This window comes from Planktothrix pseudagardhii, from assembly GCF_904830925.1.
GTDB lineage: Bacteria > Cyanobacteriota > Cyanobacteriia > Cyanobacteriales > Microcoleaceae > Planktothrix > Planktothrix tepida.
In genome coordinates this window covers 2183710-2201896 of record NZ_LR882967.1, presented here as the reverse complement: position 1 = coordinate 2201896, position 18187 = coordinate 2183710, and the positions used below count along the sequence as shown (strand labels likewise).

Here is an 18187-nt window from a genome sequence, read left to right as displayed (position 1 = left end):
AACAACAACTGTTTTATTCTTCTGGATTCGGTGAATTTATAATGATAGGAAACCCGATTAAAAAGTCTGATTTTGTCCTATCTCCCTACATCAAAAGTAACAACTTACGGGCTACTTATCAAATTTTAAATACAGTTGTTCCTTATTTCCTTTTATGGATTTTAGCCGTTAAAGCGGCTTCTATTTCCTTTTGGTTGCTTCCGCCCATTATGGTTTTAATGGTGCTGTTTTCAGTGCGTTGTTTTTCTTTAATGCACGATTGCGGACACTATTCATTGTTTAGTTCAAAAAAGGTGAATCGGGTTGTTGGTTTTATGTTTGGTGTGATTAACGCCATTCCTCAATACCCTTGGTCAAGAGGACACGCCTATCATCACAAAACTAACGGAGATTGGGAACGCTATCGGGGGCCATCTGCTTTAATTTCGACGCAGGAATTTGCCAAACTGAGTCCATCAGGTCAATGGTGGTATGAATTTCTCAGACATCCCTTCATGATTTTTCCGGGTGGTTTTTTCTACCTAGCTATTAAGCCCAGACTGGCTTTAATCGCCGGAATTTATGGGTTTTGGGGTCATCTACTCAATTACTTAAAACAATATCCTGATATTACTTTAATGGGGTGTTTTTCTTCTTATAAATCCAAAACTTGGTATACAACGGCTGAGTTTTGGGATCTACTTTTCAACAATATTTGTGTTGTAGGTAGCTGGATTTTTCTGAGTTATTTTTTAGGGGTTGGTTTCTTCTGGAGTGTTTATTCTATTACTCTCACCTGTTCAGCAGCACTGTTTATCTGTGTGTTTTTTGTACAACATAACTTTGAAGGTTCCTATGCCCATAAAACCGAAGGTTGGAATTATCTACGAGGAGCGATTGAGGGCAGTAGTTACCTAGAATTACCGCTTATTTTAAAGTGGTTTTCCGCAGATATTGGCTATCATAATATTCATCATCTTTGTGAAAGAATTCCTAATTATAATCTTGAAGCCTGCCATCATCACAATCAACACCTGCTCACTCGTGTAAAAACCCTGCGAATTGCCGATATTTCAGATTGTTTTAAGTTTATCCTCTGGGATTCTGCTTCAAATCGTCTTGTTTCGATCTCATCCTTTCGTGAGGCTTCCCAGCCTAAAGGGGTAGAGATTGGCGTTCACTAACTCGGTTTTAGAGCCAATTCCCCCAAATTTGCTCAGATTTGGTACACCCTGGAACGGCTTCGTTAAGATAGGAATTACCGGAAAATAGGAGCCGATCAATTATGGTAATAACATCCGTTGGGTCTAATTTTTCAGATGCGATTGATCAAGGATATTATTTAGATCGGGACTGCACCACCCTATCTCGTCATGTTCTTCAACAATTGCATAGTTTTTCCCCCGATGCTCAAGATATTAGTGCTTTAATGAATCGCATCGGACTGGCGGGAAAACTCATCGCTCGCAGGTTATCCCAGGCGGGTTTAGTGGATGATGCGTTAGGGTTTACAGGGGTCGTGAACGTTCAAGGAGAGTCCGTTCAAAAGATGGATGTTTATGCCAACTCCGTCTTTATTTCGGTGTTCAAACAAAGCGGTTTAGTCTGTCGTTTGGCATCAGAAGAGATGGAAAACCCCTTTTATATTCCCGAAAATTGTCCCATCGGACGCTATACCTTGCTTTATGATCCTTTAGATGGTTCATCAAATTTAGATACGAACTTAAATGTGGGGTCAATTTTTGCCATTCGTCAACAAGAAGGCAATGATGAAGATGGCGCGGCGGCGGATTTATTGCAAAATGGACATAAACAAATTGCCGCCGGATATATTCTTTATGGCCCTAGTACAATGTTAGTTTATTCCATTGGAACGGGGGTGCATTCCTTCATTCTTGACCCCAGTTTAGGAGAGTTTATTTTAGCGAAAGAAAACATTTCTATCCCTAATCACGGCCCGATTTATAGTGTTAATGAAGGCAATTTTTGGCAGTGGGATGAATCCATTCGGGATTACACTCGTTATGTACATCGCCATGAAGGATATACAGCCCGTTATAGTGGTGCTTTAGTGGGAGATGTTCACCGAATTTTATATCAAGGCGGTGTGTTTTTATATCCGGGGACGGTTAAGAAACCAGAGGGAAAATTACGGTTATTATATGAGTCTGCACCCATGGCTTTTTTAATGGAACAAGCGGGAGGACGAGCTTCAACAGGAACTCAAGAAATTTTAGATGTTGTTCCTGAAAAATTACATCAACGCACTCCTTTAATTATTGGAAGTAAAGAGGATGTTGCCTTAGTTGAATCGTTTATTCAAGACCGCAAACGTCGGGAACAAGAAGGCGGTCTGGAATAAATAGTCTATTTCAGCAATTGATACTACAAATTATTCCCTAAACCACGTAGAGACGCGCCATGGCACGTCTCTACAGGGGACGGATGCGTAGCAAAGATTTGAGGATTTCAGATTAGAATAGCGGTTAATTAATATTCCCTAACCCAACTTTCAACTGCTTCTAATAAATTATCCTGCGACGCCACAAAGGAACGTTGCGGGGGTGGTAACGGGAGGGGGTCGGGTGTCACCCAACCGAGGTGTAAGACGTCCGTGAGATAGTCGCAACAGTCGATGACTTCGGGGGTGGGTGTCCCATCTGCGAGTAACAGAATGAACAGATGGGGGGTTTGGAGTTGCTGTTTCAGGTGGATAATTTTGGTTTCTAGGTTAGCGGGGGTCTGCACTTCGGGGGGAGTTCCATCGGGTAAAAGTTTTTGATAAAGACGGTTACAAAATGCTTGGATAAATTCGTTTTTGGTGTTGAGGGTTAGTAGTTTATTGATGTTGATACAGTGGAGGGGGAGGTGGGGAAGTTGGGTACAAATATCGGTGAATTGTTGTTCTAATTGTCGCACGGTTGGGGTATTGCCAACGGGGGTATTATTGGTAATTTCACTATTCTTTATAATGTCATCCTGAGCGGAACGCAATGAAGCGAAGGATCTCTGAGATTCTTCACTTCGCTCAGAATGACAACTGTTATTATTAGAATTGTAGGTAATAAGGTGGTAATTCCATGCTTGATAAAATTTGAGATAAGGTAGATTTTGGGCGCATTTCCAGAGAAGCGTAACAGCAGTTTCAGAGAGAAAAGAACTAAAAATCTTAGAGAGATCATTGTTATAAACTCTATCCTTTAGGTTATGGCTGAGGGCAAAAACTACATCTGCATATTGTTTTTCAGTTTTGATGATTTTTACTAAACTCTCGGTCGCCCACCTGCGACTATAATAATCACTTGTTTCAAATATCCACCGAATTAATGCCTGTATTGCGCTTTCATTTCCAATAGCAATTTCCCCTAAATTTTTTGCTATCTGTCTGCAAGTATATTCATTTTTAGTATTTTCAAAGGTACGAATTAACGCCTCTATTGTTAGCTCATTTCCAACGGCAATTTTACTTAAAGTATTAGCCGTCCAAGCACGAATATCCTCATCTTTAGTTGTGTCTAGCAACCCAATTAACACCTGTATTGCTATCTCGTTTTTAGGATCAATTTCCCGTAAACTATTAACAATAGACCTTCGAGTTAATTCATTATCAGTGGTTTCCAATAACTGAAGTAACTCCCGTATTGCTAACTTATTTCCAGGGTCAATTTTTCCTAAACAATAGGCAATAGACCTTCGAGTTAATTCATTATCAGTGGTTTCCAGTAACTGAAGTAACTCCCGTATTGCTAACTCATTTCCAGGGTCAATTTTTCCTAAACAATAAGCCATAGACCTACGAATATCTTCATCCTCAGTAGTTTCCAATACCCGAATTAGCCCCCCTATTGCTAAATTATTTCTAGGAGCAATTTTCCCTAAACTCTCGGCAACCTGCCTGCGAATATTTTCATCCTCCGTAGTTTCTACGATCTGAATCAACGCCCGTATTGCTAACTCATTTCCAGGATCAATTTTTCCTAAACTATCAGCAGCCCTCCTGCAAATATCTTCATCCTTCGTAGTTTCTAACACCCGAATTAAACCCTGTATGGCTAACTCATTCCCAACGGCAATTTCCTCTAGTTTATAGGCAACCATCCTGCAAGTATCTCCATTCTCAGTAGTTTCTAAAACTCGAATTAACGCCCCTATTGCTAACTCATTCTCAACGTCAATTTTCCCTAAGCTATAGGCAACCATCCTGCAAGTATCTTCATTCTCAGTTGTTTCTAAAACCCGAATTAACGCCCCTATTGCTAACTTATTCCTAACGACGATTTCCCCTAAGCTATCGGCAACCCACCCGCGAGTACCTTCATTTTCAGTTGTTTCTAAAACCCGAATTAACGCCCCTATTGCTAACTCATTCCCAACGGCAATTTTCCCTAAACTATAGGCAACCCACCCGCGAGTACCTTCATTTTCAGTAGTTTCTAAAATCCGAATTAAATCCCCTATTGCTAACTCATTTCCAACGGCGATTTTTCCTAAACTATCGGCAACCATCCTGCAACTATCTTTATTCTCAGTAGTTTCTAAAACTCGAATTAAATTCCCTATTGCTAACTCATTCCCAACGGCAATTTTCCCTAAGCTATCGGCAACCATCCTGCGAGTACCTTCATTTTCAGTTATTTCTAAAACCCGAATTAGCGCCCCTATTGCTAACTCATTCCCAACGGCAATTTTCCCTAAGCTATCGGCAACCCACCTGCGAGTACCTTCATTTTCAGTTGTTTCTAAAACCCGAATTAGCGCCCCTATTGCTAACTCATTCCCAACGTCAATTTCCCCTAAACTATAGGCAACCGACCCCCAAGTCCATTCATTCTCAGTAGTTTCTAAAACCCCAATTAAATTAGCGATCGCTTTTTCTCTAATTGTCTCTGGTAATACTGTCCTTGCACCTTCCTCAATTAAACTAAGAAAAGTTCTCCATTCTTGCTTTTCAATATTAAAATACCCAAAGCCCCATTTAACAATTTGTTCTACAATTTCATCAGATAAACAACATTCTTTAAACTCATTAATTCCTGCGGCAGCTAAAAAATAGGCACGATATTCATAAAAACCTCTGCCATTATGATGCTCTAGTTCTATAAAGCCATCCTCAAAATTTACTAATGCCCGAATAAATCCTTCTTTCTCCCCTGCTTCCACATCATCCCGCCCCAACCATAATAAAATCACCTGTTTCCATTGGGGTTGAAAAATGCGATACTCTTTCCCCTCCACCGGACAATTGAGATGATTTCGAGGTAAAAAATAATCCCAATCCTTAATCGCTAAAGCTGCAAAATATTCCTGAAACGTGGGATGGAAAAAGGCATAAACCGCTTGGTCTGAATCTTTTTCCTCAACGGATACTAACCCCACCCGATTTAACCATCCTAATTTTAACGCCCAATCAAATAGAGTATTTTCCCGTTGCGGTTTTCCTAAATATTGCTCAACAAATTTTTCCTCTAAGCGAAACCGAAATTGTTCACGGTTTATCGCTGTTTTCGCTAATTCTCCTAACTGTTCATGGAGACATTCTTGCACATCGAATGGAATTTGAAACGGTTTCTGTTCATCCTTCCATTGATAATGACCCTTCACCAACCGTTGATAAAGTCCCGCTTGGGTTTCCGGTAATTTTTGCCCCCGTTTCCAAGTCCGACATAATAACGCTAACCGTAGGGGATTTTTAATTAAATCATTAATGCGGGTTTGGTTCGGTTCTTTTAACTGTTTTAATAATTCCTGACTCTGGCTTGCATCGTTAAACCATTGTTCAATAAATTCCTGAATCTGTTGGGAATTAAAATCTAAATTGCGATAAACATCAAAATCCCTTAAAGCGTTTTTCTCCCCCTCCCACACATTCAACCGACAAGTTAACACCACCCGTAACCCCTGCGTCCATCCTTCCGCTAACTGTTGATTAATGGTTACCAAAGGTGACGTTATCCCCATTTCATCAACGGCGTCGAGGAGTAAGTAAACCGGAGTTGACCTCTCCCCCGACCCCTCTCCTGCAAGGCGAGGGGAGTTAGTTCCCCCATGCTTTCCAGTTCCCTCTCCTTTTAGGGGAGGGTTAGGGAGGGGTCTTATCAACCTTTCAAACCCAGCAACCCATTCCGACGAAACCCCCGTTAAACTTGGGGTTGCATCCCGTAACCAATTTTGAGTTAAATAATCTCGTATGGGTTTATCAACATCCGCCAACCGAATTAAAATCGGATAACCTAAATTTTCCTGTAAAATCCATCGAGCAATTTGATATAATAACGTTGTTTTTCCCGCCCCAGGTTCCCCAATAACTGCCAACCGTTGACCTTTACTTTTACTATTCCCTTGTCGTAAAACTTCCTCAAAAAATTGATTCGGTTCGCTGTAGGTTTTCGTGATTTCCGTTTCTGCTAATTGATAAAAATCTGACCCGTCCTCTGGGTTCACTTCCTGTTTTTGTCGTTTTTCCTGTTCCCGTTTCGGTTCCACTAACCCCAAAGGAACATAAAAATTAATCCCCGTTAATGGGTTATTCTTAAGAAAGCGTTCTTCGTAGGCGTCGAGACGAGATTCACAAATTTGATGCCAGTTAATATCATTAGGTTGTAGCGGTTCAGGGTCAGGTTTGGGGAAATTGACAATATCTGCTAATTCTAAGTTTAATGCTTTTACAATTGCGATCGCATAACCGATATCAATAGCAGTTCCTTTCAAAAAACGTTTAACCGTGTCTAAACTGACGTGAGCTTGTTTCGCTAAATAGTCTTGTGTCCAGCAATTTTTTCCCGTTTTTCCCACTTCTCTCGATTTTTCCAGTTCAACCATTCTCGCTTTAATTTTAGCGATTCCCTCAGAAGTAGCGGCAACACTGCGAGATGTAGACATTTTTTAACAAGTCTAGGTTTTTCTGGCTATTATTAATAGTATCTCAAAATCATTTAATTTACAATGGGACAAAAACTCTATCAAGACCTTGAATAACTATAACAGGAGTATGTATTATGAGCGGACATCATAAATTTAAACAATTGTTGGAGAATCTTCCACCGGATAGAAAAGCTAAAATTGATCAAAAAACAGCCCAACTCTTGATGCAGGAATACCAAAAGCAAGAAGAAGCAAAATTAGAAACTTTATTATTAGAAGGTTTGAACTCTGGAGAAGTAACACCGATGACCCCCAAAGATTGGGTAGATATTCGTCAAGCTGTGCGACAACAAGTTATTAAAGATAATAATTTCAGTCAAGAATAACCGATGAAATATTTAACTAAGGTGGGGGCGAAGCCACACCCAAAGCGTGTTTACTTAACCCACGTTAGCCCTGAAATAAATTTCGGGCTAAAAGCTGAAGTCATCTTTAGATGACTAAGATCATTCTTCATTAACCCGTTTTAACGGGTTTGAGCTTTGAGCCTGAAATTTATTTCAAGGCTTTTAGCGCGATTGTTGACGGACTTTGGGCGCGCCTCACCCCCTACGGTGGGATAATTTAATCATTAACAATCTTACTCTGATCATTCTGTATCAGGCAACTGTTCTAATTCTTCTGCAATTAAAGTTTGCAAATCTTCGCCACAATGGGTTTGTAAATGAATTATTACTGCTAATAACTCTGCTAAACTATCCCCTTTTTCATTATTGCTTAACAAGTTTCCTGTCTGAATTTTATCTAAAAGCTGAATAACGGTTTGGCATTCTTCACCAAGTTCTGTTATCAAAGTTTGTAAGGTTGAACTTTTAATAAAAGATGTGCGATCGCTAATATCCATAATGGTTTCCTCATCGGTTTATTGTTAAATGTGAAGGGTGCAGAATGGTGCTGCTCTGTTTTGCTCTAGCACTGCACTAAGGGTTTTATTTAGCGTGGTTTCAGAGTTCAAGAGAAACCCGCTATGCGACAGAAATTTACTGGTATTTTCTATGCCATTATTGCTCCGTTATTCTATGGTTTACTGCCTTTATTCTGGCGGTTTGTATCCCTCCCTACACTGGATTTAATTAGCTATCGTTGCTTATTCACCTTTGCCATTTTAGGAGTGATTTTATTAATCACAGGTCAATGGGTAACAGTCCGTAACTTCAGCTTGAATGTCATTATGAAAGTGGCTAAATCTGCCTTTTATTTAGCGACCCATTTAGGCTTTTTTATGGGTGCGATCGCTCTGGGACATCAAGTAGAAGCTGCCATTGGAATGTTTCTCGCACCCGCAGCAACAGCCGTTTTATCAACAATTTTATTAGGAGAAAAGCTTAACACAATTAAACGGCTTTGTGTTGGAATTTCGGTATTTTCAGCGATTATTTTCTTCTATGAAGCTCAAGAAATTCCTCATTTTGCAGTATTCATCGCGTTAACTTGGGGGCTGTATTTGTGTGAACGTAAACACGCTTTAAAAATGGTCAATAACCCTCTCGCCTACAGTTGGTTGGAACAAAGCTTAATTGCAGGGGTTTTAATTGTAATTTTAAATAGCGTTTTTCCAGCTAATATTCAACCCTTAACGGCTGTTAATTCTAGTGCTTTCTTAGTATTAGGTGGCGGATGTACCTTAGCAACCATCGCTAGTTTTTTACAATCAAAAGCCTCTCAAATGATTGACTGTTCCCAAGTGGGGATGTTGGGGGTACTTTCTCCCGTTGTGCAGTTTACTGTTGCGGTACTCGTCGATCAAAAACCCGTTAGCTTGTTACAACTAACTGCCATCATGCTGTTATTAATTGCCGTTGTCTTATACAACTGTCCTCCCCTCAAAAACCCAACGTTATCAAAAGCAAACTAACTGAAGCAGAAACCGGGTTTCTGAATTATCTAACTTTTCACAACAAACCCTAAACGAGAAACCCGGTTTCTTGGATCTCTTGAAAAATTATCTGAATAGGAGTTAATATTATGTCCTGTCCTCAAGTCGGTTGCAAACTGAGAAAAATGTCAGAAAATCAAGCCGTTTGTTTAAAAAATGGTTGTGTTTTTAGGTTAGAAAAACAGCAAACTGTTGATAATAATGGAATTTTATGGTTTTTATTGATTGCTTTGTTTGTGTTTATTATTGTGGTGGCTAGGGGGTAATGGAGGAAGCCGTTTTTACTCAGATAGAGCTTATCAGATCGGTGCTATCAGTAGAAAACTCTCCCCAAGGGAGGTTATTAACTTTAATATTGAAGCCATAAAATAGAGATCGTGCCGATGTTGATTACCCAAATAGGAACTTTATTATGACTGTTAATCACCTTTTAGAAATTGAAGATCTCGGTCAAAGTATTTGGATGGATAATTTAAACCGAGATTTAATAGAATCCGGTGAATTAAAACGGATGATTGAAGAAAAAGGCATTCAAGGCTTAACTTCAAATCCGGCTATTTTTGAAAAAGCGATTAAAGGAAATGCCATTTATGATGCAGATATCGAAAAAGGCATTAAAGCCGGAAAATCGGTATTAGAAATTTATGAATCCTTGATTTTTGATGATATTCGCAAAGCTTGTGATATTTTTAAACCGGTGTATGAACAAAGTCAAGGATTAGATGGGTTTATTAGTATTGAAGTTCCCCCTAATATTGCCTTAGATACAGAAAAAACGATTCAAGAAGCCCGACGCTATGCTAAAACCATAGAACGGGAAAATTTAATGATTAAAATTCCGGGGACGGCGGCGGGTTTACCTGCGGTTAAACAGGTGATTAGTGAGGGAATTAATGTCAATGTTACCTTATTGTTTTCCGTTGATAGCTATATTAATACGGCTTGGGCTTATATTGAAGGATTAGAAGCCCGTGTTGCTCAAGGTCAAGATATTAGTAAAATTGCGTCCGTTGCCAGTTTCTTTTTAAGTCGGATTGATAGTAAAATTGATGAGATCATTGATGCCAAGCTGAGAAATATTAACAATATCAACGTTAAGGCTAAATTAGAAGCTGTTAAAGGAAAAGTGGCGATCGCTAATGCTAAAATAGCTTATCAAGAATATCTTAAAATCATTAAAACCGATCGCTGGCAAGCCTTAGCAGAAAAAGGAGCCAAAGTTCAACGGTTACTCTGGGCAAGTACCAGTACAAAAAATCCGAATTATCCCGATGTTATGTATGTGGATGAATTAATCGGGCCAGATACCGTTAATACCTTACCTCCCTCTACTATTGAGGCTTGTATTGATCATTGTAATGTAGCGAACCGGGTAACAACAAATGTTGACAATGCCTATCGTTTGATTGAAAATCTCAACGATCCCGATATTGAGATTAATTTAGAGCAAGTCATGGAAGACTTACTAACGGATGGGATTGATAAATTTATTCAACCCTTTAACTCCTTGATGGCTTCTCTCCAAGACAAAGTAGAACGACTGGCGACCGTCGCCCGATAAATTCTCACAATCAGTTGTGTTAGGATTTCTCTAAAAAAGGACAATCCCAGAAGAGGTCAAAAACTAGGCTTCTTGGGGGTTGTCCTTCTCCATTTTCAAAGTGCTAATCTTAAATTAAACCAAAGTTTTAAAGGGAAAAAGACAATCATCTGTAAAAATTATTTATAATCTAAGTCAAACCCTATCAATCGGGAAACTGCTATTAAAGCCTCTCTGTGGTCAAATCTATGATCCCTAATCCTGATTAGTCCTGAATAAAAATTATTAATTGATTGATCGCAAAAGGAATCTCAATGGTTACACTTATTGAAAATCCCCTGCGGGTAGGACTGCAACAAGATCGAATTCCCGAACCCCAGATTTTAGTAATTTTTGGTGCATCGGGAGATTTAACCCAACGAAAATTAGTTCCTGCCCTCTATCAAATGAAATTAGAGCGCAAATTGCCCCCAGAATTAACCATTGTTGGGGTAGCTCGTCGGGAGTGGAGCCACGACTTTTTCCGCGAACATTTGCGTGAAGGAATTGAAGAATTTGGGGGCGGTTTATACTCCCAAGCTCTATGGGACGACTTTTCCCAAGGTATTTTTTATTGTTCGGGGAATATGGATGAACCCGAAAGTTATCAAAAACTGAAAGCCTTTTTAAGTGAACTCGATGAACTCCGTCGCACCAGAGGAAACCGAGTCTTTTATTTATCTGTCGCGCCTCGTTTCTTCGCCGAAGCCATTCAACAATTGGGGGGAGCGGAAATGCTCACCGACCCCAAAAAGCAGCGTTTAGTGATTGAAAAACCCTTTGGTCGAGATTTAGGTTCGGCTCAGGTGCTCAACCGAGTTGTCCGTCAAGTTTGTTCTGAAGAACAAGTCTATCGCATTGACCATTATCTAGGAAAAGAAACCGTCCAAAACTTAATGGTATTTCGGTTTGCTAATGCGATTTTTGAACCTTTGTGGAACCGTCAATTTGTTGATCACGTCCAAATTACCGTTGCCGAAACTGTCGGTTTAGAAGGACGGGCAGGTTATTATGAAACCTCCGGGGCGCTGCGGGATATGGTGCAAAACCACCTGATGCAGTTATTTTCCCTAACGGCTATGGAACCTCCCAATTCCCTCGACGCGGATAGTGTTCGCAATGAGAAAGTCAAGGTTGTTCAAGCGACCCATCTGGCTGATATTAATTATTTAGAATATTCTGCGGTGCGCGGACAATATACCCCCGGTTGGATGAACGGCCAACAGGTTCCAGGCTATCGCTCAGAAGAAGGAGCAGCCCCCGACTCCACTACCCCAACGTATGCTGCGTTAAAATTTTATATTGATAACTGGCGCTGGAAAGGAGTACCGTTCTATCTACGAACCGGAAAACGAATGCCGAAAAAAGTCACAGAAATTGCCATTCAATTTAAAGAAGTTCCGTTTTTAATGTTCCAGTCCGCCGCAAAACAGGCTAACCCGAATGTTTTAGTGTTGAGAATTCAACCCAATGAAGGAATTTCCATGCGTTTTGAAGTGAAAACCCCCGGAAACTCATTGCGAACTCGCTCCGTTGATATGGATTTTCGCTACGATACCGCCTTTGGTAAACCGAATACAGATGCCTACGCCCGTTTATTGATTGACTGTATGTTAGCCGATCAAACCCTGTTTACACGCGGCGATGAAGTCGAAGCCTCTTGGCAAGTCCTCACCCCGGTCTTAGAAGTCTGGGATGCTCCCGCCCCGGCTGAGTCTATTCCCCTGTATGAAGCCGGAACTTGGGGGCCAGTAGAATCGGAACTGCTACTTAACCGAGACGGCCGCCGTTGGCGCCGATTGTAAATCAGTGATCAGTGTAGAGACGTGCCATGGCGCGTCTGTTAATAGTTAGCAGTTGTTGCCTGATAACTATTAACTATTAACTGATCACTGATAACTATTAACTGATAACTGACAACTGATAACTGATAACTGTTATGAATACACCTCTTGTTGCATTACAAAAACCGAAGGATATTTCCTTAAGCCAAATTGAAGCTGAATTAAATAGTATTTGGCTGAGTCAAAATATTGGAAATGGGAAAACCACCGCCATTGCGACTCGTGCGGCAACCTTTAGCATGGTGGTTTATGAACCCGAAGAATTTCAACAATTGTTAGGGACGTTAGGGTTCTATGCAGGTAGTATTGATGGGATTCATGGCACAGCCACCCGCGATGCGATTAAAGAAGCTCAAAAACAGTATGATTTACCAATTACCGGACGAGTTGACCCCGATACATTAACAAAATTACGGGAGGAATTTGCTAAACTTCCGGCTTCAAAACAAACGATTAGTAATCTGGACGCACGGGGATTTAGTATTAGTGAAACCATCGCCGCCCAAAATCCTTGTCGGATTATTACCCTTTGTCCGACCTTGGGAGAAGATACGGGAGTAACGGCTCAAGTTTCTGCCTATTGCCCGATTCAGAAAAAACATGAAGAAGGGTTAGTGTGTTGTGAATATATTACGTTGCGAGGCACAAAAGCTGCATTAGAACGGGTGGGAAATGTGGTTTCATCGTTAATGATTCCCGATTTACCTAAATTTGTTTGGTGGAAAGCAACACCCAATCCTGAGCAGGAATTGTTTAAACAATTATCCAGTTGTTCCAATTGTGTGATTGTGGATTCGTCTTATTTTAGCGATCCTGAATCGGAATTATTAAAAATGCAGAATTTAATTGAAGAGGAAACCTATATTGCGGACTTAAATTGGCATCGACTTTCGCCTTGGCAAGAATTAACCGCCTCGGCTTTTGATCCCCCAGAACGCAGAACTTCCCTGGTTGAAATTGATAATATCACCCTTGACTATGAAAAAGGCAACGCCGCCCAAGCTTTAATGTTTTTAGGGTGGTTTGCGAGTCGTTTAGAATGGAAACCGGTTTCCTTTATTAGACATCTCCAAAATAGAAAAAAGGAGGGGTAAAAAGATGATAAAATTAAATTTTACCCCGGATTAGAGATGAGTAAATTAAGAGACTATCTGGACAAGAATCCCCAGCAAGCAAAAAGGCTATTAGGGATGGAATATGAACAGATGATAGAACTCATTCAAGCTGCGGAGTTATTAGAAGAAGAAAAACGACAGGAAAAAGAAAAAACTAAAATCAGGTTGATTAAAGCAGGTGGGGGTCGTCGGCAGAAATTATCTGTGGAGGAACAAATCTTACTGACTCTAATTTATCTGCATCAAATGCCCACATTTCAAATGTTAGGGTTACAGTTTGAAGTCAGTGAATCAACAGCGAATGATATTTTCCATAACTGGATAAAAATCTTGAGAGAATTACTACCAGCGAGTTTGCTAGAGCAAGTAAAAAAAAACGAGAGTGATTGGGAGTGGGTAGAAAAAATTCTGGTGGAATTTGAGTTAGTAGTAGATAGCTATGAACAGCCCAGGGAAAGACCAACAGACAATGAAGAGCAGAAAAAATATTACTCAGGAAAGAAAAAGACACATACCTTTAAAAATCAAGTCATTGTCATGCCAAATGGAAAAGAAATAGTGGATGTAGCTGTGGGTTATACCGGAGCAACAAGTGATCTGAAATTGTGGAGAGAAAGAAGCCAGGAATTGGGGAATAATCAAAAATACAGAGGGGATAAAGCTTATGTAGGAGAAACAGCAATTAATACACCACATAAGAAACCGAGGAATCAAGAGATATCGGCTGAAAAGCAAGAAGAAAATCGATTAAAAGCTAAACAAAGGATTGTAGTCGAACATTTAATAAGACTGATAAAAATTTATCGAGTTGCTTCAGAAAGATTTCGGTTAAAGAGGCAAAATTATGAAGCAATAATCTTGACAGTATGTGGATTAATAAGATGGCGAATAGGAGCGATTGTATTACCATCTAAGAATTGCCCAGAATTCTTTTGAGAAATGATTGCATATCAGAGATAAAATTCATTAGTTATTATTAATGTGACTGAAAAAGCCTATGAATCCGTTACTTTTGGAGAAGCCGGCACAGGAGTGCTAGAGATTCCAAAAGTAGCGATAGAGGGCATTTGGAGATTTTCGGAGATGTCTATTGATCAACAAGGGGATTATGACATCAAACATATTCGGTTTATTGGGCCGAATGATAAAGAAATTCTGGCAGAACTCGCAGCCATTCCAACGGCAGATTACGGTGAAATTCCAGGGGATTTAGTCGGATTACGGTTAACATCGGGAAATCCTAACGCTAACTGCTGCACGATTTTATGTTCAGAAACCACCGGATGTATGCGGATGGAAGCCGGAGGAAGTGCTCAATCTTGTCGGACGGAACAGGTAATTGCTGCAACGGATCAAAAAGCCGAGTCTCTGATGGCGCAACAGTTACAACGTTGGGGACAGGATGTTCTCTATGAAGAAAGTCTGGGTCTGACGGCTCAAATTCTGAAATTACAGTAGTTCCTTTGAAGTAGATTTTAGTGATTCCCCCGTGATAAACAGCTTATCATGGGGTATTTTTTTCGGCTAATTTTCTATTCCTTGTGATAGGTATCACGTCAAATAGTGACGGCTCCGCTTGACATCCTCTCAATATTTTAAAATATTATTTGGAACTAGAATTCCTATAATTTCTGACAATTTGTTAATATGGAAGAGGTTTCGGAATATCGGATTCTTTTCCGATAGAACAAATTTAGAAGTGCTTATAGCTTAAAAGAGATTTTGTGAAATGTGTTTTTAAGGGTCGCAATTCATCCACTGCCAACCTTTCACTTTTGGCTATTGTCACTTCCTGCCCCCATTTTTTGATAAAATGAGTTGAACCCCCTACAATCTAGGGAAATCTTTAATAGAGGAGTATTGTGTCTTTTGTCTTCCTTGTTGGAAATCGTCAAAATCTATCCGTAAATCAACGGTCGTTAACATTGATACTAGGGTTGAGTTGAGATAAAAATTGTCTTTCTGTTGGAACAATCCTGATTGATCCATAAAACATAGATTCCACTCGATATGAACTCCAACTCATTTAGAGAAACGACTATATTAATTGTTGATGATAGCCCAACAAACCTTAATTTATTGTCGGGTTTTATCGATAATTGTGGCTGGAAAATTTTAATTGCAACCCATAGTAAGCAAGCGATTGAAATAGCGGAGAGTGAGCAGCCTGATTTAATTTTATTAGATGTAATGATGCCGGGGGTTGATGGTTTTGAAACGTGTCAACACTTGAAAAATAACCCCCAAACCTATGATATTCCGATCATTTTTATGACCGCCGTGGCAGATAAGTTGGAGAAAGTTCATGGCTTATCCATTGGGGCTGTCGATTATATTACTAAACCGTTTCAATCCGAAGAAGTCATTGCTCGAATTAAAATCCATTTAAAAATTCGTTCTCTGACACAACAATTATTAGAAAAAAATCAAGAATTAGAACAACGAGTTTTAGAACGAACTGCTGAATTATCTCAAGCATTAGAAGATTTAAAACAATCCCAGATGCAATTAGTACAAAGTGAAAAAATGTCAACTTTAGGACATTTGATTGCAGGTGTAGCTCATGAAATTAATAATCCCATTAACTTTATTGCTGGAAATTTGAATCATGCGAGTATTTATATTAATGATTTAATTAATCATTTAAGACTCTATCAAACCTACTATCCTAAACCGGATCAGTCTTTAATTGATCATGCCGATTCTATAGATTTAGATTATTTAATTGAGGATCTTCCGAAACTGATTTCTTCGATGAAATTAGGAACAGATCGAATTTCTAATATTAGTACCAGTTTACGCACTTTTTCGCGTAGCGATACCAAGGTTCAAGTTGCTTTTAATATTCATGAAGGTTTAGAAAGTACCCTATTAATCTTAAAACATTTATTACAAGCCACAGATTATCGCCCGGATATTAAAATCATTAAAAAATATGGACAAATGCCGATGGTTGAATGTTATCCAGGGCAATTAAATCAAGTCTTTATGAATTTAATTAATAATGCGATTGATGCTTTAAATGAATCGAGTCAATCTAAATCCTATCAGGAGTTACTTCAACGCCCCAATCAAATTATAATTTCGACTTATTTAGTTGCTAATAGTCGTGCTGTTGCAATTTCAATTAAAGATAATGGAACCGGAATGTCGGAGGAGACTCGAAAATGCGCCTTTGATTATTTATTTACAACAAAGCCTGTCGGAAAAGGCACAGGACTAGGATTATCTATTAGTCGAAAGATTATTGAAGATAGTCATAAAGGGCGATTATTATGTCATTCTCAGTTAGGAGAAGGCTCGGAGTTTATTATCGAAATTCCTATTTGTAAAGAGTTTGGAATTTAATTGTAAATGATAGAACGGGAAAGAAGTATTTTTTAATATAAATAAATTTTAAGTGCCGAAGTAGAATTGAAGCGATATATAAACTATGTCCTTGATTTTATCTGGTTTTTAACGGCGTTGCCACCCCGTGATATTTTACTTTCTTTACATTTTTATATCAATGCTAGTAATTAAGGACTAAAAAATCGTTTCTCGTGGTAAAATCAGAAACCGAAAAGAAGAAACTTAGCGTTTCAAATTGAGGAAACCCAGTATGAGCAATCAACAACAAATTACAGACCTTTATAACACAGGAGTTGATCCGGATCGAAACCTGTTGGGTGATAGCCTTCCAGACCCTCACTATCAACTAGAAAGTTTTCCGGCCGGTACAGTAACACCCGCCGTTACCAGTCCTGATAATTCTTTAGCAAAGAATTGGGTTGCTAATACCGCAACTTCCCGATGGATTGGCCCCAATCGTCCTTCTGCTAATGGGCCAGTTGGAGAATATATCTATAAAACAACCTTTACTCTACCCATCTTTTCTGAAGCTTTAATTGTTGGTGAACTTTCAGCCGATGACAATGTTACAGATATTCTCATCAATGGGGTTTCTGCTGGTAATCCTAATCCTTTAGGGTCTTGGACAACGGTTAGTCAATTTCAGATTTCGACTGGATTTGTCGTTGGTAAAAATACCATCGAATTTAAAGTGAATAACTCTAATGGCCCTACAGGTCTTCGCATACATAGCATCACTGGAACTTATACACCTGCTTTGTCTACTGTCGGTAAAATAGTGATTAATGCAGACGAATGGACATTAAGTGATCACGGGCTCAATGTTGCTCCTGATGGAACTCAATTTGCTCTCAATATTGCCAATTACTTTGTAGGTAATCAAAACGGGAAATTCCATGTCCTTTCCAACAATTTCGGGTTAACTGGAGCCTCTTTAGCAACAGTAATGACCAATGCAGGTCATACTTGGACAAAGGGAATGAATATTAGTGTTAACTTAGCAACTCTTCAACAATATGACGGGATTTTTATCGGCGGTGATCCGATCGATAACCAGGTCTTAATTGAATACGTTCAGAATGGAGGAAAGGTTTACCTCTGTGCAGGTACAGGTCAAGGCGGTTCACAAGCAGAAGCCAACAATTGGAATACGTTCCTAGCTGCTTTTGGACTCAAATATCAGGGAACTTATAACGGAATTAGTGGTAATATTCCTGTGAGTAAACCCAATCATCCTTTGTTTGCTGGAGTCACAACCCTCTATCAGAATAGTGGAAACTCCATTACTGATTTACAATCTGATTCGTCCTTAAATGAAATTGTTTTTAATGATAGTAACGGACAAGGGTTAATTGCTACGGCTGAATTTATTCAAACACCTCCTACACCTTAACCCGCACCAAAACCCACTTCTAAAGCAAATACGTCAATATCAGGACTTACGCAATGCCTCTATCAGTAGGATGTGTTAGTGGCAGTTTAACGCACTAATACATTATATCCCTCTTCTGTCAGTTTCCGA

12 protein-coding genes and 2 pseudogenes are annotated in these 18187 nt (G+C 39.4%); 12 read left to right on the top strand and 2 right to left on the bottom strand.

Going from position 1 to position 18187, the window contains the following annotated elements:
• Positions 1-41: 41 nt before the first annotated feature.
• Entirely contained in the window at positions 42-1163 is a 1122-nt protein-coding gene (locus NMK36_RS09310) for a fatty acid desaturase (RefSeq protein WP_254173599.1), read from the top strand.
• A gap of 101 nt (positions 1164-1264) precedes the next feature.
• Positions 1265-2341: a class 1 fructose-bisphosphatase gene (fbp, locus tag NMK36_RS09305; protein ID WP_254173598.1), complete on the top strand. Its 1077-nt coding sequence runs from the start codon at positions 1265-1267 to the stop codon at positions 2339-2341.
• Positions 2342-2469: 128 nt separating this feature from the next.
• Here the strand turns inward: fbp and NMK36_RS09300 are convergent, their stop codons facing one another.
• Complete coding sequence (locus NMK36_RS09300; RefSeq protein WP_254173597.1) at positions 2470-6858, bottom strand: HEAT repeat domain-containing protein; 4389 nt, start codon at positions 6856-6858, stop codon at positions 2470-2472.
• A 116-nt stretch (positions 6859-6974) separates the two neighbouring features.
• Here NMK36_RS09300 and NMK36_RS09295 point away from each other — a divergent pair, with 116 nt between their 5' ends.
• Entirely contained in the window at positions 6975-7226 is a 252-nt protein-coding gene (locus NMK36_RS09295) for a hypothetical protein (protein ID WP_254173596.1), read from the top strand.
• Between the two features lie 263 nt (positions 7227-7489).
• Here the strand turns inward: NMK36_RS09295 and NMK36_RS09290 are convergent, their stop codons facing one another.
• A complete protein-coding gene (locus NMK36_RS09290) occupies positions 7490-7744 on the bottom strand; it encodes a hypothetical protein (protein ID WP_254173595.1) in 255 nt (84 codons plus the stop codon).
• A gap of 123 nt (positions 7745-7867) precedes the next feature.
• On the opposite strand from NMK36_RS09290, the gene NMK36_RS09285 reads away from it, so the two are divergent.
• From NMK36_RS09285 to NMK36_RS09245, 9 genes and pseudogenes are all read left to right on the top strand, one after another.
• Positions 7868-8755: an EamA family transporter gene (locus NMK36_RS09285; protein WP_254173594.1), complete on the top strand. Its 888-nt coding sequence runs from the start codon at positions 7868-7870 to the stop codon at positions 8753-8755.
• Between the two features lie 110 nt (positions 8756-8865).
• Positions 8866-9042 carry a hypothetical protein gene (locus tag NMK36_RS09280; RefSeq protein ID WP_254173593.1) on the top strand — a complete coding sequence of 59 codons (177 nt, stop codon included), beginning with the start codon at positions 8866-8868 and terminating at the stop codon, positions 9040-9042.
• Positions 9043-9188: 146 nt separating this feature from the next.
• A complete protein-coding gene (gene tal / locus NMK36_RS09275) occupies positions 9189-10337 on the top strand; it encodes a transaldolase (RefSeq protein WP_254173592.1) in 1149 nt (382 codons plus the stop codon).
• Between the two features lie 293 nt (positions 10338-10630).
• Positions 10631-12160 carry a glucose-6-phosphate dehydrogenase gene (zwf, locus tag NMK36_RS09270; protein ID WP_254173591.1) on the top strand — a complete coding sequence of 510 codons (1530 nt, stop codon included), beginning with the start codon at positions 10631-10633 and terminating at the stop codon, positions 12158-12160.
• Positions 12161-12294: 134 nt separating this feature from the next.
• Positions 12295-13257, top strand: a pseudogene (opcA, locus tag NMK36_RS09265) (glucose-6-phosphate dehydrogenase assembly protein OpcA); the annotation flags it as partial.
• Between the two features lie 72 nt (positions 13258-13329).
• Positions 13330-14250 (top strand): transposase, encoded by a 921-nt coding sequence (locus NMK36_RS09260; RefSeq protein WP_254172698.1) that lies wholly within the window; start codon positions 13330-13332, stop codon positions 14248-14250.
• A gap of 165 nt (positions 14251-14415) precedes the next feature.
• Positions 14416-14772: pseudogene (locus NMK36_RS09255) on the top strand (OpcA/G6PD domain-containing protein); the annotation flags it as partial.
• Positions 14773-15324: 552 nt separating this feature from the next.
• Positions 15325-16662 carry a hybrid sensor histidine kinase/response regulator gene (locus NMK36_RS09250; RefSeq protein ID WP_072722290.1) on the top strand — a complete coding sequence of 446 codons (1338 nt, stop codon included), beginning with the start codon at positions 15325-15327 and terminating at the stop codon, positions 16660-16662.
• A 253-nt stretch (positions 16663-16915) separates the two neighbouring features.
• Positions 16916-18058, top strand: a complete 1143-nt coding sequence (locus tag NMK36_RS09245; RefSeq protein WP_072722291.1) for a hypothetical protein — start codon at positions 16916-16918, stop codon at positions 18056-18058.
• Positions 18059-18187: the final 129 nt, after the last annotated feature.